Raw genomic sequence first — 24,103 nt, 5'->3', positions numbered from 1 at the left:
ATATGAATCAGATGTTTAAAAAAGCTTCCTCCGTCCTGACAGCAGTTGTATGTGCCGCATCCATTACATTTTCCGGTGCATCACTGGTTCTGGCAGACGGTGAAATTGACGATCAGACAAAAACAACTATCGAAACAACCGCTGAGGGACTGACCGAAACCATTATTCCGCTGACTGATGAGCAGATTGAAGCATACATGGAATCCGGTGACGACTTTACAGAAAATGCTATGACTGCATGGAATGGTGCAAAAGAAGAACTCGGCGATATGAAAGAGACAGGCTCTGTTGAAATTGAATATTCCAATGATGAATATACAGCAACCGTACCTGTTACTTTTGAAAAAGAAGATGCTGAATTCATTTACGTATTCGACAAGAACCTGACACCTACATCACTTTCTGTAGATGTTAAATATTCTTTTGCTACTACTATGAAAAATGCAGCGCTGAATACAGTTATGGGACTTGGAACCGTATTTGTAATTCTTATTATGCTGATTTTCCTGATCTCCCTGTTCCAGTTTATTCCGGGATCCGGAGCACAGGAAGCGAAAGCAAAGAAAAAAGCGGCAGAAGAGGCAGCAGCAGCTCCGACACCGGCTACGGTTGCAGCAGATCCTGTACAGGAAGCTGACAATTCAGAACTGATTGCCGTGATCGCAGCAGCTATCGCAGCATCCGAAGGAACTTCAACAGACGGATTTGTTGTTCGTTCCATCCGCAAAATCAACCGCAAAAAAAGGTAATTGACAATTAGGAGGATTTAAAATGAAAAGTTATACAATCACTGTAAACGGAACAGCATATGAAGTTACTGTAGAAGAAACAGGCAGCGTTTCCGCTCCGGCAGCAGCACCAGTTGCAGCTCCTAAGGCCGCTCCGGCAGCAGCACCAAAAGCAGCAGCTCCGGCAGCAGGTGCAGGCGCAGTCAAAGTTACCGCTTCCGTACCGGGCAAAGTTCTCAAAATCGTAGCATCTGCCGGCCAGGCAGTAAAAGCCGGTGACAATATCATCATTCTGGAATCCATGAAAATGGAAATCCCGGTTGTTGCTCCACAGGATGGTACAGTAGCCAGCATCGATACATCCGAAGGTGCATCCGTAGAAAACGGAGATACTCTGGCTACAATGAACTAGGACGGGAGGTAATCAAATGTCTTATGTAACAGAAACCTTGTCCAACCTGATCCATCAGACAGCATTCTTCAACCTTACATGGGGAAACTACCTGATGATTGCGGTGGCGTGTGTATTCTTATTCCTTGCTATCAAGAAAGGATTTGAACCGCTTCTTCTGGTTCCGATCGCTTTTGGTATGCTTCTGGTAAACATCTACCCGGACATTATGGCAAATCCGGAAGACATGTCCAACGGTGTTGGTGGTCTTCTGCATTACTTCTACCTGCTTGATGAGTGGAGTATCCTTCCATCCCTGATCTTCATGGGTGTTGGTGCGATGACAGACTTCGGTCCGCTGATTGCCAATCCGAAGAGTTTCCTTCTCGGAGCAGCTGCACAGCTTGGTATCTACGTTGCTTACTTCCTTGCAATCTTCCTTGGATTCAACGGAAAAGCAGCAGCGGCAATTTCCATTATCGGCGGTGCAGATGGTCCTACCTCCATTTTCCTTGCCGGAAAACTCGGACAAACCACATTAATGGGACCGATCGCGGTGGCGGCATACTCTTATATGTCACTGGTTCCAATCATTCAGCCACCGATCATGAAACTCTGTACTACAGAGAAAGAACGTAAAATCAAAATGGATCAGCTTCGTCCGGTAAGCAAACTGGAAAAAATTCTTTTCCCGATCGTAATCACTATCGTCGTATGCTTACTTCTTCCTACAACAGCTCCGCTGGTAGGTATGCTGATGCTCGGTAACCTGTTCCGTGAATCAGGTGTTGTTAAACAGCTTACAGAGACTGCATCCAATGCCCTGATGTACATCGTAGTTATCCTGCTTGGTACATCTGTAGGCGCTTCCACAAGTGCAGAAGCATTCCTTAATGTTGATACTCTGAAAATCGTTGTTCTCGGACTTGTAGCATTCGCGTTCGGTACATTCGGTGGATGTATGCTTGGTAAACTGATGTGCAAACTCTCCGGTGGAAAGATCAATCCTCTGATTGGTTCCGCAGGTGTATCTGCCGTTCCTATGGCAGCACGAGTTTCTCAGAAAGTCGGTGCAGAAGCAGATCCTACAAACTTCCTGCTGATGCATGCCATGGGACCAAACGTAGCCGGTGTAATCGGTACAGCCGTTGCGGCCGGAACATTTATGGCAATCTTTGGAGTTTAATTTGAGGAACTTGATGAAGACGAGCCTCTGGCAAAATCTGAATTTAGTGATTCGAACTTCCGTATAATAAATATAAGGAGAAAACATAATGGCTGAATTAGAAAAAAAACCTGTAAAAATTGTGGAAACTGTTCTCCGTGATGCGCATCAGTCTCTGATCGCAACAAGACTTACCACAGAGCAGATGCTCCCAATCGTTGATAAAATGGATAAAGTCGGCTACCATGCAGTAGAGTGCTGGGGTGGAGCTACTTTCGATGCTTCACTTCGTTTCCTCAAGGAAGACCCATGGGAAAGACTTCGTAAATTACGTGACGGCTTCAAAAACACCAAACTTCAGATGCTGTTCCGTGGACAGAATATCCTTGGATATCGTCCATACGCAGACGATGTAGTAGAGTACTTTGTACAGAAATCTGCTGCAAACGGAATCGACATCATCCGTATTTTTGACTGCCTTAACGATATGCGTAACCTTCAGACAGCTGTAAAAGCTGCCAACAAAGAAAAAGCACATGCACAGGTTGCTCTTTCTTATACATTAGGTGATGCATACACACTTGATTACTGGGTAAACATCGCAAAGCGTATCGAAGAGATGGGTGCAGATTCTATCTGTATCAAAGATATGGCAGGTCTTCTGCTTCCATACAAAGCAACTGAGCTTGTAGGAGCACTCAAAGATGCTGTCAGCATCCCGATCGATCTTCATACACATTACACATCCGGTGTTGCTTCCATGACATACCTGAAAGCAGTAGAAGCAGGCGTTGATATCATCGATACAGCAATGTCTCCATTTGCTCTCGGTACATCACAGCCGGCAACAGAGGTTATGGTTGAGACCTTCAAAGGCACACCATATGACACAGGATTTGATCAGAAACTCCTCGCTGAGATTGCTGATTACTTCCGTCCGATCCGTGATGATGCACTTGACAGCGGACTTCTCAATCCGAAAAACCTTGGTGTAAACATCAAGACTCTTCTGTATCAGGTACCAGGCGGTATGCTTTCCAACCTGACATCTCAGCTGAAAGAACAGCATGCAGAAGATAAATTCTATAATGTTCTGGAAGAAGTTCCGAAGGTACGTAAAGACCTTGGTGAGCCACCGCTCGTTACTCCGTCTTCCCAGATCGTTGGTACACAGGCTGTATTCAACGTACTCATGGGCGAAAGATACAAAATGGTCACCAAAGAGACAAAAGACATTCTCTTAGGAAAATACGGTGCAACTGTTAAGCCATTCAATCCGGAAGTACAGAAAAAATGCATCGGTGATGCTGAACCGATCACATGCCGTCCGGCTGATCTTATTGACAATGAGTTGGACAAACTCGAAAAAGAAGTTGCTCCTTACAAAGAGCAGGATGAGGACGTATTATCCTATGCACTGTTCCCACAGGTAGCTACGGATTTCTTCAAGTATCGTCAGGCACAGGAGAAAAAAGTAGACGAAAAAGCAGCAGATACAAAGAACGGAGCATATCCGGTATAAAACAAAGGTACAGGCCCGTCAGATTATCTGACGGGTCTGTTTTGCAGAAAGGGCATTTATGAACAAAGTAATCATTGTAGGTGGCGGCGCAGCCGGAATGCTGGCTTCCATCATATCAGCAAAAAACGGCTGTGCAGTTACTCTATTCGAAAAAAACGAAAAGCTCGGAAAGAAAGTATATATTACAGGTAAGGGAAGATGTAATGTTACAAATAACTGTGATCCCGAAGAATTACTTCAGGCTGTTATGAGTAATCCAAAATTTCTTTACAGTGCATTTTATTCTTTTACCAGTCAGGATATGATGCAATTACTGGAAGATGCCGGGGTTTCCCTTAAGACAGAGCGGGGCAACCGTGTTTTTCCGGTATCTGACCATTCTTCGGATATTATTCATGGACTGGAACAGTTGATGAAAAAATACAGTGTACAGATCCATCTTCGAAGCGAAGTTAAAAATCTTCTTACAGAAAATGGAATAGTAACCGGAATACAGCTTACGGATAATAAAGTATATACTGCCGATGCAGTGATCGTTGCAACCGGAGGTCTATCTTATCCGACTACCGGCTCGACCGGAGACGGATATCGTTTTGCTGTTGAAACAGGACATACAGTTACAGAATGTATGCCGTCTCTTGTACCACTCACCACAAAAGAAGCATATATTCCTCTGATGAAAGGCCTTTCTCTGCGAAATGTAGAACTTACTATCAAACGTGGCAAAAAGACAGTTTATCAGGATTTTGGTGAAATGATGTTCACTCATTTCGGAATTACCGGACCGCTTGTTCTGTCAGCCAGTGCCAAAATCGGTAAATTTCTCCAAAAAGGAGAGGAACTGAGTGCTTATCTGGACCTCAAACCGGCATTATCACACGAACAGCTTGACGATCGCATTCTCCGCGAGTTTTCTTCTGCACAGAATAAACAGTTCAAAAATGTGATCGGTGTACTTTTCCCATCGTCACTCACACCTGTGATCATCGGACTCGGTCCGATTCCGGAAGATAAAGTCATTCACGACATTTCAAGAGAAGAGCGCTTGGCCTTCGGTGCCCTGATAAAAGCTTTTCCATTTACCATTACCGGTCTTGGCGGCTTTTCGGAAGCGGTCATCACCCGTGGCGGAGTATCTGTCAGAGAGATCCAGCCCGGAACTATGGAATCAAAAAAAATAAAAAACCTGTATTTTATCGGAGAAGTGCTTGATCTTGATGCTGTGACCGGCGGTTATAATCTTCAGATTGCATGGTCAACCGCATATCTCGCAGCAACAGATGTATGCAGGAATAAACAGGAGGATACACAATGATCTACAATATTGCAATTGACGGACCGGCAGGTGCCGGCAAAAGTACGATTGCCCGACGTGTGGCAAGAGAACTATCATTTATTTATGTAGATACAGGAGCCATGTATCGTGCCATGGCACTTTATCTTCTGCGCAGAAAAGTCAATAGAGACGACACAGAGCAGATCGGAAACATCTGTCAGGACGCAGAAATTTCTATCGAATATCAGAATGGAGAGCAGATCGTGCTTCTGAACGGAGAGAATGTAAATTCATACCTGCGTACAGAAGAAGTCGGAAATATGGCATCTGTAAGTTCTGCAGTTCCGCGTGTACGCGAAAAACTGCTCAGTTTGCAGCGCAAACTTGCAAAAGATATGAGTGTTGTTATGGATGGCCGCGATATCGGTACAACGATTCTTCCGGACGCAGATGTAAAGATCTATCTGACCGCAAGTTCCCTTACCCGTGCCAGGAGACGTTATCTCGAACTTCAGGAAAAAGGAACTGTCTGTAATCTGGATGACATTCAGAAAGATATCGAAGAAAGAGATCAGCGTGATATGAGCCGTGAGATTTCCCCTCTGCGCCAGGCCGAAGATGCTGTGCTTGTAGATTCTTCCGATCTTACAATCCAGCAGGTCGTAGACCGTATCCTTCAGATTTTCAGATCAAAAACAACAGGAGAAGATTCTCATGAAAGTTAAAGTTGCCAGAACTGCCGGTTTCTGTTTCGGTGTCAAAAGAGCAGTAGATAAAGTATATCAGCTTATCGAGCAGGGTATACAGCCGATCTATACACTCGGTCCGATCATCCACAACGAAGAAGTCGTATCTGATCTTGCCGCAAGAGGTGTTCAGGTAATCGAAGAAAAGGACCTTGATACTCTTTCCGAAGGAACAGTTGTGATTCGTTCCCACGGTGTAGGCAGGGAAGTTTACGATAAACTGGAAACAAATCATCTGGACTATGTTGATGTTACCTGTCCTTTCGTACTCAAGATACACCGAATTGTCGAAAAGCAGAGCCAGGTCGGAAAACACATCGTTATTTTCGGTGATCCGGGCCACCCCGAAGTCAAGGGAATCTGCGGCTGGTGTGAGGGCGCATACACCGTTCTGAAAAACAAAGAGGACACAGAGCAGTTTCTTCCACCGGAAGGCAAAGAAATCTGTGTTGTTTCACAGACGACATTTAATTACAACAAATTTCAAGAATTAGTTGAAATTCTATGCAAAAAGAGGTATGATAATAGTGTTTTAAATATGGGCGATATTTTAAACACTATTTGTAATGCTACTGAAGAACGGCAGAAAGAAGCGCAAAACATAGCCGGAGAGGTAGACACTATGCTTGTCATTGGTGGCAGACATAGTTCCAATACTCAAAAGCTGTTTGAAATATGCAAAGAGGAATGTGGAAATACTTACTATATACAAACACCTGTAGACTTGGATTCTGAAATGTTCCATCACAGTAGTTATGTAGGTATCACAGCAGGGGCATCCACCCCAAAGAAAATTATTGAGGAGGTTCAAGAACATGTCAGAATTGAGTTTTGAACAGATGCTGGAGGATTCCGTAAAAACAATCAGAAATGGAGAGATCGTACAGGGTACAGTCATTGATGTTAAAGATGATGAGATCATCCTGAATATCGGTTATAAAGCAGACGGTATTATCACTAAGAGTGAATATTCCAATGATGCTTCACTTGTACTCACAGATGCAGTTCATGTTGGTGACAGCATGGAAGCAAAAGTACTGAAAGTCAATGACGGTGAAGGACAGGTTATCCTGACTTACAAGAGACTCGCTGCAGAAAAAGGCAACAAACGTCTGGAAGCTGCTTTCGAATCACAGGAAGTACTGAAAGCACCTGTAACACAGGTACTGGATGGCGGACTTTGTGTAAACGTAGAAGAAGCAAGAGTGTTCATTCCTGCAAGCCTTGTTTCCGACACATATGAAAAAGACCTTTCTAAATATGCAGATAAAGAAATCGAATTCGTTATCACAGAATTCAACCCAAGAAGACGCCGTATCATCGGTAACCGTAAACAGCTTCTTCTTGCAGAAAAAGCAGAAAAGCAGAAAGAACTTATGGAGAAAATCCATGTTGGTGATACTGTAACCGGTACTGTAAAGAATGTTACAGATTTTGGTGCTTTCATCGATCTTGGTGGAGCAGACGGACTTCTTCATATCTCCGAAATGTCCTGGGGCAGAGTTGAAAACCCGAAGAAGGTCTTCAATGTAGGTGATGAAGTAAAAGTGCTCATCAAAGAAATCAATGGTGACAAGATTGCACTTTCCATGAAATTCCCGGAAGAGAATCCATGGCTTTCCGCAGCTGAAGATTTTGCTGTAGGTAATGTTGTTACTGGTAAAGTTGCTCGTATGACAGATTTCGGTGCTTTTGTTGAACTTGCACCTGGAATCGATGCACTTCTTCATGTATCTCAGATTTCCAGAGAACATGTTGCAAAACCATCTGATGTACTTTCCATCGGACAGGAAATTCAGGCTAAAGTTGTTGACTTCAACAGCGAAGACAAGAAGATCAGCCTTAGCATGAAAGCTCTGGAAGCTCCGACTGAAGAAGCTACAGAAGAATAATTTAAGAATTTTGAAGCCCCGGCAGAATTGCCGGGGCTTTTTCACATTGCAGATTAAGGAGACGCCGGAGGCGTGTCCTCTGATTATTTATTAAAATTATCAAGAAAAAACGAGAGCGTGTGTGTCAGATAGTGCATTTGTTTTGCTGGATCGTTTAAAAAACTTTCGTCACATCGGAACCAGGTATAGCAAGTCTGTGGTGTTGCTGCAAAGCGAAGACTTTTATCCATATATTTGCTGATGGATTTTGGCATTGCCGTATCTTCGCCCGGAATATATTCATAATCTTTATAATTCCGATAATACTGACGCAGTTTTCCGTGATTCAGATGTACAAGGATTTTTGCCTCCTGCTCAGATACCGTCAAATAAAAGGAAGTATTTCCGCATGAAACACTTATCGGAACTGCCACAGGAAGTTCCAGCGTCATTTTCAGTTCCTGATCGATTACTTCACAATGCTTCGGATGATATTCACCATCATAAAGCTTCCGAAAGGAGAGCATCGGAAAGATTTTTCCAAGCCCCAAAAGATCTTCTTCATTATGTCCCATAACTTCCTCAGCGATTTTCGACTGCCTTTTTTTTATGAAATTCCTGTAAAGACGGATACATTGGCCTCCATCTACGTATTTTCTGTTATGAATTCCTACAATTTTTTCCAGGTCTGGCTGTTTCATTCTGGTCAGTTTGAGTAAACTCTGACATGGTTTTAACAACTGATAGATATCTACAGATGGTTTTTCTACAAACGGAGAGTCCATTTTGTATTTCCGATAGCGTTCTTCCAGAAAAGGCTGGTCAAAACGATTTCCATTATACTGTATCGTATACCCCACATTTTCCAAAAATACAGAAAATTCCTGTAAAACAGCAGCTTCTTCCTCTTCATTTTCAGCCATCCACTGGTAAAGCATCCACTGATTTTTCTCATAATGGACCGCACCGATCAGATAAACAGAAGCAGTATATCTTGATAGTCCTGTTGTCTCAATATCGTAAAAAATCGCATTATTGTCTGATAATTCATTTTTGACATTCGACAAATAATTAACGGTATCAGGAGCTGGAAATCCTTGTAAAATAGGTATTTTTTTAACAATCATAGTCTTTTATCCCTTTCGTGATTGTATTTAATTATACACAATATTTTGAAAATTCGATAGTGAATTTTTCTCCAAAAAGATGTATAGTATAGTCAGAGTTACTGTTAATATGAACAAAACTGACAGTGACCGGACATGAAAAAGAAAAAGAATATAAGCAGAACTGATGCTTATAAAATAAGGAGGAAAAATATATGGGAAAACTGACCTTTAGGGGCGGAATCCATCCTTACGAAGGTAAGGAACTATCCAAAGACCATCCGATTGAGAAGTATCTCCCAAAGGGTGATCTGGTCTATCCACTTTCTCAGCACATTGGTGCTCCATCGGTTCCATGTGTAAAAAAGGGTGACACAGTTCTTGCCGGACAGAAAATTGCGGATGCAGGCGGATTTGTTTCTGTACCGCTGCATGCATCTGTATCCGGTACCGTAAAAGGCATTGAGAAGCATCTGAATGCTACCGGATCTATGGTCGACTGTATCGTAATCGAAAACGACCAGCAGTATCAGGAAGTTGAGTACCAGGAGACTCGTCTGGAAGATCTGACAAAGGAAGAAATCCTGAACCGTATCAAAGAAGGCGGTGTTGTAGGTATGGGTGGTGCCGGCTTCCCGACACACGTTAAACTTGCACCGAAGGATCCTTCCAAGATCGAATATATTCTTGTAAACGGAGCAGAGTGCGAACCTTATATCACCAGCGACTATCGCCGTATGATCGAAGAACCGGAAAAAGTCGTAAAAGGACTTCAGGTTATCCTGACTCTTTTTGATTCCGCAAAAGGTTATATCTGTATCGAAGACAACAAACCGGACTGCATCGCAAAAATGAAAGAACTGGTCAAAGACATCGACCGTATCGAAGTAAAAGAAGTCATGACCAAATACCCACAGGGTGGTGAGCGTACCCTGATCTATGCAGCAACAGGACGTGAGATCAACTCCAGCATGCTTCCTGCCGATGTAGGATGCGTAGTAGACAATGTTGAAACTGTAATCTCCGTATATAAGGCTGTTATTCTCGGAAGACCGGTCAACAGCCGTGTTGTTACCATGTCCGGTGATGGCATCAAAGAGCCAAAGAACCTTCTCGTTCTTTCCGGCACCGATATGTCCGAACTGGTAGATGCTGCCGGTGGACTGAAAGCAAAAATTGCAAAAGCAATTTCCGGTGGTCCTATGATGGGATTTGCTTTATATGACCTTCATGTACCATGTACAAAAACAACTTCTGCATTCCTGTTCCTTGAACATGATGCTGTATCCGAAGCACAGGAAATCCAGACAGCCTGCATCAACTGCGGACGCTGTGTAAGTGTCTGTCCCGGCCACGTTCTTCCAGCCCGTCTTGCCAAACTGGCAGAGCGTGGTGATATGGCAGGTTTTGAAGCAATGGATGGTATGGAATGCTGCGAATGCGGCTGCTGCAGTTATATCTGTCCGGCAAAGAGACCGCTGACCCAGAGCATCAAATCCATGCGTAAAATGGTTCTTGCCAGCCGCAGGAAGAAATAAGGGGGAGGAAAAGAAATGGAACAAATGTATAACGTATCATCTAATCCCCATGTCAGGGACAAAATGACAACCAGCCGAATCATGCAGCTCGTTGTGATTGCGCTGCTTCCAACCACACTGTTTGGTATCTGGAACTTCGGCTTCCGTGCACTTCTTGTTGTACTTGTGACGGTTGCATCCAGCGTTTTCTTTGAATGGCTGTATAACCGTCTGATGCATAAAAAGAACACCATCAACGATTTCAGTGCAGTAGTAACAGGCCTTCTGCTTGCACTCAACATGCCACCGCAGATTCCGCTGTGGATGCCGGTACTTGGCAGTGCTTTTGCAATCATCGTAGTAAAACAGCTTTTCGGCGGTCTCGGTCAGAATTTCATGAACCCGGCACTTGCTGCAAGATGTTTCCTGATGATTTCTTTTGCAGGCAAAATGACCAATTTCGCAGTGGACAAGCTCAGCGGATATCACTGTATTGATACCGTTACAGGTGCGACCGCACTTGCCGAACTCAAAAACAGCGGATTTACAGCAGATTCTATTCCTGTCAAAAATCTGTTTATTGGTAATATTCACGGAACAATTGGTGAAACTTCTGCAATTGCGATCCTGATCGGTGCAGTGATCCTTCTTGCTTTTAAAGTAATCGATTTTAAAGTACCGCTTACATACATCGGAAGCTTTGCTGTATTTGTAATCCTTTACATGCTCGGCTCCGGAATGGGCTTTGACATAAATTACCTGCTCAGCCATCTTTTCGGAGGCGGTCTGATGCTCGGTGCATGGTTCATGGCAACTGATTATGTCACCACACCGATCACGCCAAAGGGCCAGCTCGTATATGGCTGCTGCCTTGGTATTGTAACTGCCGTTTTCCGTCTCTTCGGCGGTTCCGCAGAAGGTGTTTCCTATGCGATCATTTTCTGCAACCTTCTGGTTCCGATCATTGAAAAAGCAACTAAGCCGGTTGCCTTTGGAAAAGGAGGTAAAAAAGCATGAATACAATCTTAAAAAACACCATTTCCATTACCGTGATCACTCTGGTTGCAGGTCTTGCCCTTGGTGTCGTACAGGACATCACAGCCGGACCGATTGCGGCTCAGGCCGAAAAATCCAAAGAGGAAGCTTACAAGACTGTTTTCGAAGATGCTTCCGGTTTCAGCGAATATTCTCTTGATGACAAAGGTCAGGCAGAAGATCTTGTTGGATATCTTAATGATAACGGATTCTCTGCTCAGACGATCGATGAGATCATGGTAGCAGAAGATGCTTCCGGCGAAACTCTCGGATATGCATTTACAATTACTGATTCTGAAGGCTACGGCGGTGACATTCAGTTCGCAATGGGTGTTCAGAATGATGGAACACTGAATGGAATTTCCATCTTATCCATCAGTGAAACCGCCGGTCTTGGTATGAAAGCTACCACAGATGATTTCAAGAATCAGTTTAAAGACAAAAACGTAGAAAAATTCACCTACACAAAAACAGGCGCTTCTTCTGATGACGAGATTGATGCCATCAGCGGCGCAACCATTACAACAAATGCCATGACAAACGGTGTGAACGCCGGTCTCTGTGCATTTCGGTATGTGGAAGGAGGAGCAGAGTCATGAAAGCAAACACACCTGCCGAACGTCTTGTAAACGGTATTATTAAAGAAAATCCTACTTTTGTGCTGGTATTGGGCATGTGTCCTACACTGGCTGTTACAACATCTGCAATCAACGGTATCGGAATGGGACTTACCACTACGGTAGTTCTGGCAATGTCCAACCTGATGATCTCTCTTCTTAGAAAATTCATTCCGGACGGCGTACGTATGCCTGCATTTATCGTTGTCGTAGCATCTTTTGTTACCATCGTACAGATGCTCCTGCAGGGCTTTATTCCGAGTCTGTATTCCGCACTCGGTATTTACATCCCGCTGATCGTAGTAAACTGTATCATCCTTGGCCGTGCCGAAGCATATGCTTCCAAAAATCCTCCGATCCCATCGCTCTTTGATGGTATTGGAATGGGTCTCGGATTCACCTTAAGTATCACCTGTATCGGTGCAGTCCGCGAACTTCTCGGCGCAGGCCAGCTCTTCGGACAGCAGATTCTTCCGCTTGCCGCTGACGGCAAAATGGGATATGAGCCGATCACAATTTTTATCCTTGCTCCTGGCGCATTCTTCGTACTTGCCATGCTTGCTGCACTTCAGAACAAATTCAAAGTCGGTGCAGCAAAACGCGGAATTGATCCAAGTGAAGGATGTGGCTGCTGTTCAGGCTGTGATTCCTGCAACAATACCATGTGTAAAGGAGGCAAACAGGCATGAAAGAATTATTGATTATCCTTGTCAGCTCTGCCATTGTCCATAACGTAGTACTGAGCCAGTTCCTTGGTCTCTGTCCTTTCTTTGGTGTTTCCAAAAAGACCGAGACTGCAGTCGGAATGGGTGGAGCCCTTGTATTCGTTATTACATTGTCTTCCTTCGTTACCGGACTGATCTACAAATTCATCCTTGTTCCTTCAGGTATGGAGTATTTGCAGACAATCGTATTTATCCTGATCATTGCCGCACTGGTTCAGTTTGTAGAGATGTTCCTCAAAAAATGTGTTCCATCTCTTTATAAGGCACTTGGTGTATACCTTCCTCTGATTACAACAAACTGTGCAGTTCTTGGTGTTGCACTTACAAACGTACAGGACGAATACAATATTCTTCAGGGTACCGTCAACGGATTTGCCACCGCTGTAGGTTTTACGATTTCCATTACACTCATGGCCGGTATCCGCGAAAAAATTCAGTATAATGATATTCCGGAAGCTTTCAAAGGATTCCCTACTGTACTTCTTACAGCAGGTCTGATGGCGATTGCATTCTTCGGATTTTCAGGATTAATTTAAGGAGGCATCGTTATGAATATTGGAGCAATTATTACCGCAACCGTAGTTGTTGCAGCCGTCGGCCTCTTTATCGGTATTTTCCTGAGCGTTGCCGGCAAGAAATTTGCTGTTGAAACAGATGAACGTGAAGTTGCAGTTCGTGAAGCCCTTCCGGGAAACAACTGCGGTGGCTGCGGATATCCCGGCTGTGACGGTCTGGCAGCTGCAATCGCAAAAGGCGAAGCACCTGTCAATGCCTGTCCGGTAGGCGGAGAAGCAGTCGGCAAAGTGATTGCAGGAATCATGGGACAGGAAGTTGTAGAATCCACCCGTATGGCTGCATTTGTAAAATGTACCGGTACCTGCGAAAAGACAAACGATAATTACACTTATACCGGTGTAGAAGACTGTGAAATGATGGCATTTATCCCAGGCGGCGGATCCAAAGCCTGTAATTACGGTTGTATGGGATTCGGAAGCTGTGTAAAAGCCTGTCCGTTTGATGCGATCCATATCGTAAATGGTGTTGCAGTCGTTAACCGAGAAGCCTGCAAAGCCTGTGGTAAATGTATTGCCAAATGTCCGCATCACCTGATCGAACTTGTGCCATACGAACAGCAGACATTCGTAGGATGCAGTTCCCATGCAAAGGGCAAAGCAGTAACTACCGCCTGTGAGATCGGATGTATCGGATGTAAAAAATGTGAGAAGACCTGTCCAAACGGTGCGATCACTGTTACTGACTTCTGTGCACATATTGATTATGACAAATGTACAAATTGCGGTGCATGTAAAGAAGCATGCCCAAGACACGTTATTCTTTAAATACAGTTTGGATGATCCGGCGGAGGAGTTTTCCCTTCGCCGGATTTTTGCATGCTGGCGCGTCCACCGATTTATTCGAATAGATGTTTGCTTTTTACAGTTTCCTATGTTATCATTGGAAGAGTAAGTTTTACGGATTTTATAAATCACAGGAGAGACAGCATGATTTCATTTATTCGCGGTCTTGTAGCCGATACCACCGAAAATTCTGTTATTCTGGAAGCCGGCGGAATTGGATATGAGATTTTTATGACAGGTTCATCTATCGAACAGGCCTCACGTTCAGAGGGGGAAGTTAAGATTCATACATATTTTCATGTAAGAGAGGATGCCATGCAGTTATATGGTTTTCTTTCCAGAGATGATCTGGAAATGTTCCGGCTGCTTCTGAACGTCAACGGTATCGGCCCTAAGGCAGCTCTCGGAGTACTTGCCGGGCTCACTGCAGATGAACTTCGTTTTGCTGTCCTTTCCGATGACATTAAGACAATTTCCCGGGCACCTGGCATTGGTAAGAAAACCGCCCAGAAACTGATTCTGGAACTGAAAGACAAGCTGAAACTTGAAGATGCTTTCGAGAAAAAGCTTGCCCACGAACAGGAAGCTACGAACCTTTCCGGTTCTGTCCTTCATGATGGCAGACAAGAAGCAGTAGAAGCTCTGGTTGCTCTCGGTTACAGCAGTACAGAAGCTATGAAAGCCGTCCGTAAAGTCACGGATGTCTCACCTGACGACGTAGAAGGTCTTTTGAAAGCCGCCCTGAAACTCTTCTGATTGGAGTAAAGATTAGCAATGGATAAAAGAATGATCACCACCGATGTGACCGAAGAAGATCTTCCTCTAGAGGGAAATCTTCGACCTCAGACACTAGATGAATACATCGGTCAGGAAAAAACTAAAAAAACACTTAAAATTTATATAGAAGCAGCAAAACAACGGCACGATGCGCTGGATCATGTACTGTTTTACGGTCCTCCCGGACTTGGTAAAACCACCTTATCCGGCATCATTGCCAATGAGATGGGTACACACATGAAGGTCACTTCCGGTCCTGCAATCGAAAAGCCCGGTGAAATGGCAGCTATTCTGAACAACCTTCAGGAAGGTGACATTTTGTTTGTCGATGAAATTCACCGTCTGAACCGCCAGGTAGAAGAAGTTCTTTACCCTGCGATGGAGGACTTTGCAATTGATATTATGATCGGCAAGGGCGCTTCTGCCAGATCCATCCGTCTCGATCTCCCGAAATTTACGCTGGTCGGTGCCACGACAAGGGCCGGTTTGTTATCAGCGCCTCTGCGTGACCGTTTTGGTGTCATGCATCATCTGGAATTTTATGATCAAAAAGAGCTACAGACGATCATACTTCGTTCTGCGGAGGTTCTCGGAGTGGAAATTGATACACGGGGAGCTGCCGAAATCGCCAAACGCTCCAGAGGTACCCCTCGTCTTGCAAATCGCCTTCTCAAGAGAGTGCGTGATTTCGCACAGGTAAAATACGATGGACGGATCACTTACGAAGTAGCTGTATTTGCACTCGATCTTCTGGAAGTAGATCAATACGGTCTCGACAAGATTGACCGCCGCATTCTGCAAACTCTGATCGTCAATTTTCAGGGTGGCCCTGTCGGTCTGGAGACACTGGCAGCCGCCATCGGAGAGGATGCCGGAACTCTGGAAGATGTGTATGAACCGTATCTTTTGCAGAATGGATTTCTGAACCGTACGCCGCGTGGCCGTACCGCGTCTGCACTGGCTTACGAGCATCTCGGATTTGAGAAACCCGTTCAGGATTAATACAGAATACATTTTTGAAAACAATTCGTAAAAATTCCTATACATTTCTACAAAATTCGATTATAATGGTTGGAAGAAACTACAAATTTACGGGAGGCTTGTTATGGCAGTCAAAAATACGGCGCAGGTAGTAATCGGAGGCAAGATCTTCACTCTGGGAGGTTACGAATCTGAGGAGTATTTCCAGAAAGTTGCATCTTATATAAATAATAAAATGGCAGAATTAAGCGAAATGCCGGGATATTCCCGTCAGTCCGCCGAAACAAAACATACATTACTGAGTCTGAATGTCACAGATGACTATTTCAAAGCAAAAAAACAGGCTGAGATCTTCGAACAGGATCTCCAGCAGAAAGATCAGGAAATGTACGAACTGAAGCACGAACTCATCGCGCTTCGCATGAAGATCGAAGAAACAGAGAAAAAGCAGCAGGAAGCCCAGCATCAGAAAGAGCTTCTCGAAGATAAAGTCAAGGATCTGAATGAGGAAATTGACAAATTGCTTAAGTAAAGCAGGAAGGGGATTGCTTCGGTAGTCCTCTTTATTTGTTTAAATCCATTTTTTAGAAAAGGATGATATATTTTGAATATAACACACGAAATCGAACTTCTTGCACCGGCAGGTTCTTATGAAGCTTTTGAAGCAGCCCTTGGCGCAGGTGCCGATGCCGTTTATGTTGGTGGCCCTGACTTCGGTGCAAGAGCATATGCGCGCAATTTTACACAGGAAGAGCTGATCCGTGCAATTCATACGTCTCACATTCATGGAAAAAAGCTTTATCTGACTGTAAATACACTTCTCAAAAACAGAGAGCTCAAAGAACGTTTATATGATTCCCTTCGCCCTTTATACGAAGAAGGACTTGATGCGGTCATTGTACAGGATTTTGGCGTATTTCAGTTTATCCGAAATAATTTTCCAGAGCTTCATCTTCATGCCAGTACACAGATGACTGTGACCGGCCCTGAGGGAATGAAATTCCTGGAAAACCAGGGTGCTACCCGTGTGGTTGCTGCCAGAGAACTGTCTCTTGAAGAACTTTCTGCCATGCATCAGGCAAGCTCTATTGAAATCGAAGCATTTATTCATGGTGCACTTTGTTACAGCTTTTCAGGACAATGTCTTATGAGCAGTATGCTTGGCGGCCGAAGTGGAAACCGTGGGCGCTGTGCACAGCCGTGCCGCCTTCCTTACCAGGTGCGTACCCCTGATGCCCGTCATTACAAAACACAAAAAGATTTTTGTCCTCTAAGTCTCAAAGATATGTGTACCCTTGATCTTTTACCCGAGATCATAAATGCGGGTGTTACCTCTCTAAAGATTGAAGGCCGTATGAAACAGCCGGGATATACAGCTGCTGTCACCGGAATGTATCGGAAATATCTGGATATACTTCTTAATAATAGCAAACCATATCATATCACAGATCAGGATCGTCAGTATCTCCTTGATATTTTCAGCCGCGGAGGCTCCTGTCAGGGATATTACAGACAGTCAAACGGGCCTTCTATGATGGCATTTACAAACGACAAAAAATCAAATGGGCTTCCTGAAGCACTTCCTTCACGTAAAGAACCTGTCAGCGGAACTTTGATTCTGTATCCGGGTGCTCCGGCGATACTCGATATTTCCTGCCGTGACGCTCATATCACCGCAACTGCTGAAGAAGTACAGTTCGCCAAAGATCAGCCTATGGCCGGGACACGAATCAGGCAGCAGATGGAAAAGCTCGGAAACACACCATTTATCTGGAATTCTCTGAATATTGAGATGGGAGAGCAGATTTTTGTTCCGATCCGTGTACTGAATGAACTTCGAAGAAATGCAATACAGCTTCTCGAAGAAAGACTTTACAGCAGGCAGAAGCGTACTGTTTCCGGTCAGATCCGATACAGCACAGCTAAGAATGCTGTTCCTTCCGAACAAACACTTAGGTTCCGGGTTTCCTGCGAAACCAGAGAGCAGGCAGCAGCACTCTGCAAAAATCCTGAGATATACGGACTGTATGTATATTATGATGCACTGAAAGAATTGATAAATTCCGACATATATAAAGAAAAAGAGCTGTATCTTTCACTTCCTTATATCACCAGAGGCAGCGCACCAAAAGGACTTTTTGATAGCTGTCGTTTATGGCTTTCTGATGGCAGACTGAAAGGCTTTCTTGTACGGAATCTCGAGACTTACGGAATGCTCAGAGAACTTGGATTGCAAAAATACTGCATTCTGGACGCTTCCATGTATACATGGAATGATGAGGCAATTTCATTCTGGGAAAACGAAAATATTCTCAGAAATACACTCCCTTATGAGCTCAACGAGAAAGAACTTCTTCACCGTAACAATATCGGCAGCGAAATGATTCTATATGGCAGTATTCCTCTGATGCTTTCCGCACAGTGTGTACGCAAGAACACGCAGGGCTGTGACTGCAACGAACAGTCCATGGTTTTGAAAGATCGTTACGATAAGGAATTCTGCAGCATCTGTGTCTGTCACCCATGGAAAACCGGAACTACAGCAAAAGAAAAGCATTGTTATAATATCCTTTATAACAGCCTTCCACTTGGACTTCTGCAGGAAGCAGATAAGGTGCGAAATCTCGGAATTCGTAATTTCCGTCTGAATTTTACTACAGAAGCACCAGCTCAGGCAGCTAAAATCCTTCAGGAATTTCTGGATGTCTACCTTCATCATAAGATTCCGGCAGAGAGAAATTATACAAAAGGACATTTTAAAAGAGGAGCCGAATAGGGCATATGATTAATGTAATAGTAGAACTTTCCAAATATATCATCCTGACGTTGATGATCATTTATACTTTTCACTGTTTTTATACAGTACGCCAGTCTGATGAGGAAGAGCGTAATGAACTTTTACGCCAGCAGCTTCTGTTGATCTTTTTCATTGATTTTACTGCATTTCTGATAATCTATCTGAAAACCTTTAACTTTCAGGTTGTCGAATTTTATGCGGAGATGCTGTTGTTTTTTGCTGCAATCCAGATTTTGTATCGTCTCTTTTACAAAAAAGCATCCATACTTCTTCTGAACAATATGTGTATGCTTTTAAGCGTCGGTTTTATCATGCTGTGCAGACTGGATATCTCCGCAGCACAGAAACAGCTTCTTATCGCAGCCGGAGCCAGTGGCATTGCACTGATCATTCCCGTAATGATCCGCAAGATGCGTTTCTTACGTAAGCTGACATGGGTCTATGCCGGTATTGGTATTGTCCTGCTTGGCGCAGTTTTCGCTCTTGCAAGGACAAGCTACGGTGCGAAGCTGTCTCTTATGGGTGTACAGCCCTCCGAAGCGATTAAAATCACTTTTGTATTTTTCATGGCATCCTTTTTATCAAGAGATACCAGTTTCCGTGCCATTGTGCAGGTGACAGTCGTTGCTGCACTTCACGTCGGGATTCTTGTACTTTCCAAAGACCTTGGAAGTGCCGTGATCTTTTTTGCCGCATACCTTATTATGGTTTATGTTGCCACAAGAAATGTCGGCTACCTCGGACTTGGTATTGTCGGAGGTTCCGGTGCATCTGTTGTTGCTTATCATCTTTTCGGACATGTCCGTCAGAGAGTAAGCGCCTGGAAAGACCCGATGGCTGTTTATCAGAACGAAGGTTACCAGATCGTACAGTCACTTTTTGCAATCGGCACCGGCGGATGGTTTGGCATGGGACTCTGTCAGGGATCACCGGAATCTATCCCAGTCGTCAAAAATGATTTTATTTTCAGTGCGATCTGTGAGGAACTTGGAGGCATTTTTGCCATCTGCCTGATCCTTGTATGTATGAGTTTTTTCCTTATGATCGTAAATATTGCACTGCGTATCATCAATCCTTTTTACAAACTGATTGCGCTGGGACTTGGTACTGAATATGCATTTCAGGTTTTCCTTACGATCGGCGGTGCAACCAAATTTATCCCTATGACCGGTGTAACGCTCCCTCTCGTAAGCTACGGCGGAAGTTCATTATTGTGTACAATACTGATGCTTGCGATTATTCAGGGACTTTATATTTTAAGAGAAGACGAGGACGAGGAATTTGAAAAACGAAGACAAGAGGCAATACAGAGAATCAGAGAGAGAGAGGAAATTGGAAGAACGCGCCAGATCTAAAAGACGCCGTGCCAGAAATCGAAGCTATACCTGTGTGTCTGTATTTTTCATGGCTATTTTTATGGGGTTGATCGCTTATCTTATTTATTTCAACGCCATAAAAAGTGATGACTTTATCAACAGCCCGTATAACACACGTCAGGATACCTTTTCTGACCGGGTAGTCCGTGGCAGTATTCTATCTTCCGACGGGGAAGTACTTGCCCAGACAAACGTCTCTGAAGATGGAACAGAAGAGCGTTCTTATCCTTATGGAAATACATTTGCACACGTAGTCGGATATGACACCAACGGAAAAAGCGGTCTTGAATCCGAAGCAAACTTTCAGCTGCTTTCTTCGCACGAATTTTTCCTGAATCAGATCCGTAATGAATTTATGGGAACCAAAAATACCGGTGACAGCGTAGTATCTACTCTGAGTGCTGACCTTCAGACCACTGCATATAATTCTCTCGGTGACAGAAGAGGGGCCGTTGTTGCACTTGAGCCATCTACCGGCAAGATACTTGCAATGGTCAGCAAACCGGATTTCGATCCCAACACCATTTCCGAAAACTGGGACAGTCTTGTAAATGACGAAACCAACAGCAGTCTGCTCAACAGAGCCACCATGGGGCAGTATCCTCCTGGATCGACTTTTAAAGTAGTCACTGCACTTGATTATTTCCGCACACACGGAAGTTTTAACGGATTTTCTTTTGACTGTCAGGGAAGCATCACAAAAGAAGGACATACTATCCAGTGTTACAATGGAAACGTGCATGGTACCGAAGATTTTTATACGGCATTTGCCAATTCCTGCAACTGTGCCTTTGCTGAGATCGGTACAGAACTCGGCGGCGCATCTCTGTTAAAAACAAGCGAAGATCTTCTTTTTAATAAAAAACTGCCACTTAATTCTTATCGTAAGAGCAGTTTCTCACTGGACGGAAGTTCTGGCATTCCATTGATCATGCAGACTGCCATCGGTCAGGGAAACACTCTTGTTTCTCCAATGCATATGTCACTCATCACAAGTGCTATCGCAAACAATGGTGTCCTCATGAAGCCATATCTGATTGATAAAATCGTCAATGCAAACGGAGACACTATCCAAACAACTGAGCCAACTACGTACAAACGTCTGATGACAAGCAACGAGGCTGCAATCCTCGGTAAACTGATGAAAGGTGTTGTAGAAAGCGGCACCGCTTCCGCCTTAAATGGCAGGGGGTATACAGTAGCCGGTAAGACTGGTTCTGCAGAATATGACGAAAATGGCTCCAGTCATTCCTGGTTTATCGGATATTCTAACGTTGATGATCCTGATCTTGTTGTTGCTGTAATCGTTGAGGGTGGTGGTACCGGAAGCGAAGCAGCCGTACCGATCGCAGCAGATCTTTTTGACGCTTATCATTTTGATCAGCAATAATTGATAAACAGTTGCCAGTCGACCAAAAAAGAGTTATACTATATGCAGTTCAAGATATGAAACTCACACGCATTACAGGAGGAAATTGCAAAATGATAGAAGCAACAAGCTGTGGCGGTGTGGTAATTTATCGAGGTAAGATACTGGCACTTTATAAATCTTATAAGAACCGTTATGAAGGTTGGGTGCTCCCAAAAGGAACCGTAGAACCGGGCGAGACACACATTGAAACTGCCTTACGCGAGGTACATGAAGAAGCAGGAGTAAGGGCTACTGTCGTAAAATATATCGGCAAAAGCCACTATAATTTTACTGTACCTGAAGATATCGTTACAAAAGAAGTACATTGGTATCTGATGACGGCTGATAATTATCATAGCAGACCTCAGAGAGAAGAATTTTTTGTAGATTCCGGATATTACAAATTCCATGAAATCTATCATCTTCTCCGTTTCTCCAACGAGAAACAGATTGTAGAAAAAGCATATCAGGAATATCTGGAAATGCGGAGTCAGGGACTCTGGGGGAAACAGCGCAGAGTATAACTGCTCTGCATAAAATGTATCCATAACAGGGTTGCAGCATTCGCAGCCCTGTTTATTTTTCGTTTAAATTTTATAAAAGGGGGCATCCTTTTATAAACACTATTTTCTGCACAGAAGGAGCCAGGAACCAGTATGCTGAAATGGCACAAAAACTATTATATCGGACCGGGAATCAAAAATATTTCCCGTATCCGCCGCCGTCTGGAACACGGAAAGCCTGTCCCGGGCATTTATCTGATCACATTATCAGAGAATCCCTGCAATCTTCTCGAAATACTTCCTGCACTGACCCTCATTCAGGAAAGCGCAGCAGATATGTGTCCGGAAATTGTAGGTATTGCCAAAGGAAAAGAGGACGCAATGGATCTTGTTACAGAAATGATTCAGACAATTTTCTCTGAAACCGGCGGATTTGAAATAAAAGAATATTGGAAAAACAGGTGACTTTATGCTACATATTCTGTGGATACTGATAAAATTCATATTGGTGCTTCTTGCAATTCTGCTGGGGCTTGTCGTATTGGCACTTCTTCTTATACTGTTTTGTCCGGTACGCTATCAGGCCAGCGCAGCCAAAGAAGAGGGTTCATTTTTCGATGCATCTGCAAGTGCAAGAATCAGCTGGCTTTTCGGAGGAATTTCATTCCGGCTTGATTACAAAGATCGAACCGCCGGATATGAACTGCGAATATTGGGAATCCCATTATTGAGATTATTGAACTATTTTAGAAACCGTAAGAAGAAAAAGCAGCAAACATCTGATACCTCTAAACCTCAAATACAAACACTTACGCAAAAAGATGTCATAAATGCAGAAACACATAAATCATTATCAGATTCTCAATCTCTCGCAGGCACTTCTCGTACCGAGGATTCTGTCTCCAGAGAAGAATCCCACACATATTCTTCGACAGACGAAACTTTAGACGAAACAATCTCCGAAGATCAGCAGCGTCTGATTCGGAAGATTGAAAATCTGTGTTACAGTCTGGGATATAAGCTTCGTGCATTTTTTGAATCACTCAGAAGATTTTGGCAAAAGTTATGCGGAATACCAAAAAACATCGAAAATTTCACATTAACAATCAAAAATATCTGTGATAAAATAAATATGTTTCGAGATTTTCTCGAACATCCACGGGTCAAAGCAGCGATCACTCTCGTAAAGGACCATTTCATAAAGCTGCTCCGTCATGTATTTCCGACAAAAACAAAGGGGAATCTTACTTTTGGAAGCACAGATCCCTCCATCACAGGAAGCGTACTGGCAGTTCTCGGTATGACCATTCCACTTCACAAAAACTGTATTGCCGTAACTCCTGTATTTGAAGATAAAAATATACTCAAAGGAAATATCAGCCTGAAAGGACGGATCTATGGAGTATTCCTCATAAAGACCGCTCTGGAGCTGTATTTTAATAAGAATATCAAATATGTCATCAGACGATGGAAACATAAACATAAGGAGGACTGATTATGTCAGGCGAAAACAATTTCAAAGATACTGTAAACTCTCTTTTTAAAGGACTGGATGCATTCATCTCCGCAAAAACCGTAGTGGGCGAGGCAATTCATGTAGGTGACACTATCATCCTTCCACTGGTAGATGTTTCTTTTGGTGTAGGTGCCGGTGCATTCGAAGGAGACAAAAAGAGCAACGGCGGCGGCGGAATGACCGGAAAGCTGACACCAAGTGCCGTACTTGTAATCCAGAACGGTTCCACAAAGCTTGTAAATGTCAAAAATCAGGATGGACTTACCAAAGTTCTGGATATGGTTCCGGATTTTGTAGACCGTTTTGCAAGTGGATTCGGCAAAGATGATACAACTGCAGACAGCAGTACCAAGGCCGGGAGCGAAGAAGCATAAACCATATACAGAAATCTGTATTCCCGAAAGTTTTCCTGCATATAATATTATAAGCTCTTAAGATGAGGTTCGGATTGTGGGAAGACTTTTGGGTCTGATGCTTTTTTGCATTGGAATCGGTATGGTGATCGGTATGCTGATCTCTGAAAATGTGATCATTGTTATTTCCGCCGGACTTTGCCTTCTGTGCGGATACCATATGTTTTGCAGATGAGGGCCGGAGAGCAGATGATGATTCTCCGGTTTTTGCAACGAATAAAGGCACGGGATCAATCTTCCCGTGCCTTACTTATCGTTCATAATCATGAAAT

General features: G+C 43.7%; 26 protein-coding genes. 25 read left to right on the top strand and 1 reads right to left on the bottom strand.

Translation table 11 applies throughout. The annotated features are described in order from the left end of the window. Positions 1-2: 2 nt before the first annotated feature. From BQ7344_RS01960 to rpsA, 8 genes are all read left to right on the top strand, one after another. Positions 3-749, top strand: coding sequence for an OadG family transporter subunit (locus tag BQ7344_RS01960; protein WP_072521196.1), 747 nt, complete (start codon positions 3-5; stop codon positions 747-749). Between the two features lie 22 nt (positions 750-771). Continuing rightward, positions 772-1,140 (top strand): biotin/lipoyl-binding carrier protein, encoded by a 369-nt coding sequence (locus BQ7344_RS01955; protein ID WP_015542636.1) that lies wholly within the window; start codon positions 772-774, stop codon positions 1,138-1,140. Positions 1,141-1,156: 16 nt separating this feature from the next. Continuing rightward, the gene (locus BQ7344_RS01950; protein WP_005424527.1) at positions 1,157-2,305 is read left to right on the top strand and encodes a sodium ion-translocating decarboxylase subunit beta; all 1,149 of its coding nucleotides are present in this window, start codon (positions 1,157-1,159) and stop codon (positions 2,303-2,305) included. An 88-nt stretch (positions 2,306-2,393) separates the two neighbouring features. Next, positions 2,394-3,806, top strand: a complete 1,413-nt coding sequence (locus BQ7344_RS01945; protein WP_015542637.1) for an oxaloacetate decarboxylase subunit alpha — start codon at positions 2,394-2,396, stop codon at positions 3,804-3,806. 58 nt (positions 3,807-3,864) lie between these two features. Then, the gene (locus tag BQ7344_RS01940) at positions 3,865-5,121 is read left to right on the top strand and encodes a BaiN/RdsA family NAD(P)/FAD-dependent oxidoreductase (RefSeq protein ID WP_072521195.1); all 1,257 of its coding nucleotides are present in this window, start codon (positions 3,865-3,867) and stop codon (positions 5,119-5,121) included. Beyond that, the gene (gene cmk, locus BQ7344_RS01935; protein WP_072521194.1) at positions 5,118-5,807 is read left to right on the top strand and encodes a (d)CMP kinase; all 690 of its coding nucleotides are present in this window, start codon (positions 5,118-5,120) and stop codon (positions 5,805-5,807) included. The genes BQ7344_RS01940 and cmk overlap by 4 nt, the downstream gene beginning before the upstream one ends. Then, the gene (ispH, locus tag BQ7344_RS01930; RefSeq protein ID WP_072521193.1) at positions 5,797-6,663 is read left to right on the top strand and encodes a 4-hydroxy-3-methylbut-2-enyl diphosphate reductase; all 867 of its coding nucleotides are present in this window, start codon (positions 5,797-5,799) and stop codon (positions 6,661-6,663) included. The genes cmk and ispH overlap by 11 nt, the downstream gene beginning before the upstream one ends. Beyond that, complete coding sequence (gene rpsA, locus BQ7344_RS01925) at positions 6,644-7,720, top strand: 30S ribosomal protein S1 (RefSeq protein WP_072521192.1); 1,077 nt, start codon at positions 6,644-6,646, stop codon at positions 7,718-7,720. Before ispH ends, rpsA begins: the two co-directional genes overlap by 20 nt. An 83-nt stretch (positions 7,721-7,803) precedes the next feature. Here rpsA and BQ7344_RS01920 read toward each other — a convergent pair whose 3' ends face one another. Then, complete coding sequence (locus BQ7344_RS01920) at positions 7,804-8,826, bottom strand: ribonuclease H-like domain-containing protein (protein ID WP_072521191.1); 1,023 nt, start codon at positions 8,824-8,826, stop codon at positions 7,804-7,806. A gap of 194 nt (positions 8,827-9,020) precedes the next feature. Between BQ7344_RS01920 and rsxC the strand changes: the two genes are divergently transcribed. From rsxC to BQ7344_RS16105, 17 genes are all read left to right on the top strand, one after another. Next, on the top strand, positions 9,021-10,343 hold the full coding sequence (rsxC, locus tag BQ7344_RS01915) for an electron transport complex subunit RsxC (protein WP_072521190.1): 1,323 nt from the start codon (positions 9,021-9,023) through the stop codon (positions 10,341-10,343). A gap of 15 nt (positions 10,344-10,358) precedes the next feature. Continuing rightward, on the top strand, positions 10,359-11,339 hold the full coding sequence (locus BQ7344_RS01910) for an RnfABCDGE type electron transport complex subunit D (protein WP_072521189.1): 981 nt from the start codon (positions 10,359-10,361) through the stop codon (positions 11,337-11,339). Next, positions 11,336-11,956, top strand: coding sequence for an RnfABCDGE type electron transport complex subunit G (locus tag BQ7344_RS01905; protein ID WP_072521188.1), 621 nt, complete (start codon positions 11,336-11,338; stop codon positions 11,954-11,956). The genes BQ7344_RS01910 and BQ7344_RS01905 overlap by 4 nt, the downstream gene beginning before the upstream one ends. Beyond that, positions 11,953-12,663, top strand: coding sequence for an electron transport complex subunit RsxE (rsxE, locus tag BQ7344_RS01900; RefSeq protein WP_015542646.1), 711 nt, complete (start codon positions 11,953-11,955; stop codon positions 12,661-12,663). The genes BQ7344_RS01905 and rsxE overlap by 4 nt, the downstream gene beginning before the upstream one ends. Beyond that, the gene (rsxA, locus tag BQ7344_RS01895) at positions 12,660-13,235 is read left to right on the top strand and encodes an electron transport complex subunit RsxA (protein ID WP_072521187.1); all 576 of its coding nucleotides are present in this window, start codon (positions 12,660-12,662) and stop codon (positions 13,233-13,235) included. The genes rsxE and rsxA overlap by 4 nt, the downstream gene beginning before the upstream one ends. Positions 13,236-13,247: 12 nt before the next feature. After that, positions 13,248-14,039, top strand: a complete 792-nt coding sequence (locus BQ7344_RS01890) for an RnfABCDGE type electron transport complex subunit B (RefSeq protein ID WP_072521186.1) — start codon at positions 13,248-13,250, stop codon at positions 14,037-14,039. 162 nt (positions 14,040-14,201) lie between these two features. Beyond that, positions 14,202-14,813 carry a Holliday junction branch migration protein RuvA gene (ruvA, locus tag BQ7344_RS01885; RefSeq protein ID WP_072521185.1) on the top strand — a complete coding sequence of 204 codons (612 nt, stop codon included), beginning with the start codon at positions 14,202-14,204 and terminating at the stop codon, positions 14,811-14,813. An 18-nt stretch (positions 14,814-14,831) separates the two neighbouring features. Then, entirely contained in the window at positions 14,832-15,836 is a 1,005-nt protein-coding gene (ruvB, locus tag BQ7344_RS01880) for a Holliday junction branch migration DNA helicase RuvB (protein WP_072521184.1), read from the top strand. Between the two features lie 103 nt (positions 15,837-15,939). Further along, positions 15,940-16,347 (top strand): cell division protein ZapA, encoded by a 408-nt coding sequence (gene zapA / locus BQ7344_RS01875; protein WP_072521183.1) that lies wholly within the window; start codon positions 15,940-15,942, stop codon positions 16,345-16,347. Between the two features lie 72 nt (positions 16,348-16,419). Next, positions 16,420-18,591: a peptidase U32 family protein gene (locus BQ7344_RS01870; RefSeq protein ID WP_235816014.1), complete on the top strand. Its 2,172-nt coding sequence runs from the start codon at positions 16,420-16,422 to the stop codon at positions 18,589-18,591. A 5-nt stretch (positions 18,592-18,596) separates the two neighbouring features. After that, the gene (locus BQ7344_RS01865; RefSeq protein ID WP_072521182.1) at positions 18,597-19,967 is read left to right on the top strand and encodes an FtsW/RodA/SpoVE family cell cycle protein; all 1,371 of its coding nucleotides are present in this window, start codon (positions 18,597-18,599) and stop codon (positions 19,965-19,967) included. A 61-nt stretch (positions 19,968-20,028) separates the two neighbouring features. Beyond that, positions 20,029-21,378 (top strand): peptidoglycan D,D-transpeptidase FtsI family protein, encoded by a 1,350-nt coding sequence (locus BQ7344_RS01860; RefSeq protein WP_083585576.1) that lies wholly within the window; start codon positions 20,029-20,031, stop codon positions 21,376-21,378. Between the two features lie 92 nt (positions 21,379-21,470). Beyond that, entirely contained in the window at positions 21,471-21,923 is a 453-nt protein-coding gene (locus BQ7344_RS01855; protein ID WP_015542680.1) for an NUDIX hydrolase, read from the top strand. Between the two features lie 132 nt (positions 21,924-22,055). After that, positions 22,056-22,367, top strand: a complete 312-nt coding sequence (locus tag BQ7344_RS01850) for a hypothetical protein (protein WP_072521181.1) — start codon at positions 22,056-22,058, stop codon at positions 22,365-22,367. Between the two features lie 4 nt (positions 22,368-22,371). Then, entirely contained in the window at positions 22,372-23,397 is a 1,026-nt protein-coding gene (locus BQ7344_RS01845; RefSeq protein ID WP_072521180.1) for a DUF2953 domain-containing protein, read from the top strand. A 2-nt stretch (positions 23,398-23,399) separates the two neighbouring features. Next, on the top strand, positions 23,400-23,792 hold the full coding sequence (locus BQ7344_RS01840) for a GerW family sporulation protein (RefSeq protein WP_072521179.1): 393 nt from the start codon (positions 23,400-23,402) through the stop codon (positions 23,790-23,792). A gap of 76 nt (positions 23,793-23,868) precedes the next feature. Continuing rightward, positions 23,869-24,006 (top strand): hypothetical protein, encoded by a 138-nt coding sequence (locus tag BQ7344_RS16105; protein WP_159431345.1) that lies wholly within the window; start codon positions 23,869-23,871, stop codon positions 24,004-24,006. The last annotated feature ends 97 nt before the right edge of the window (positions 24,007-24,103 follow it).

Origin of the sequence: Blautia sp. Marseille-P3087, assembly GCF_900120195.1 — a bacterium.
Taxonomy (GTDB): Bacteria; Bacillota; Clostridia; order Lachnospirales; family Lachnospiraceae; genus Blautia_A.
This window is presented reverse-complemented; position numbering and strand designations above follow the sequence as displayed.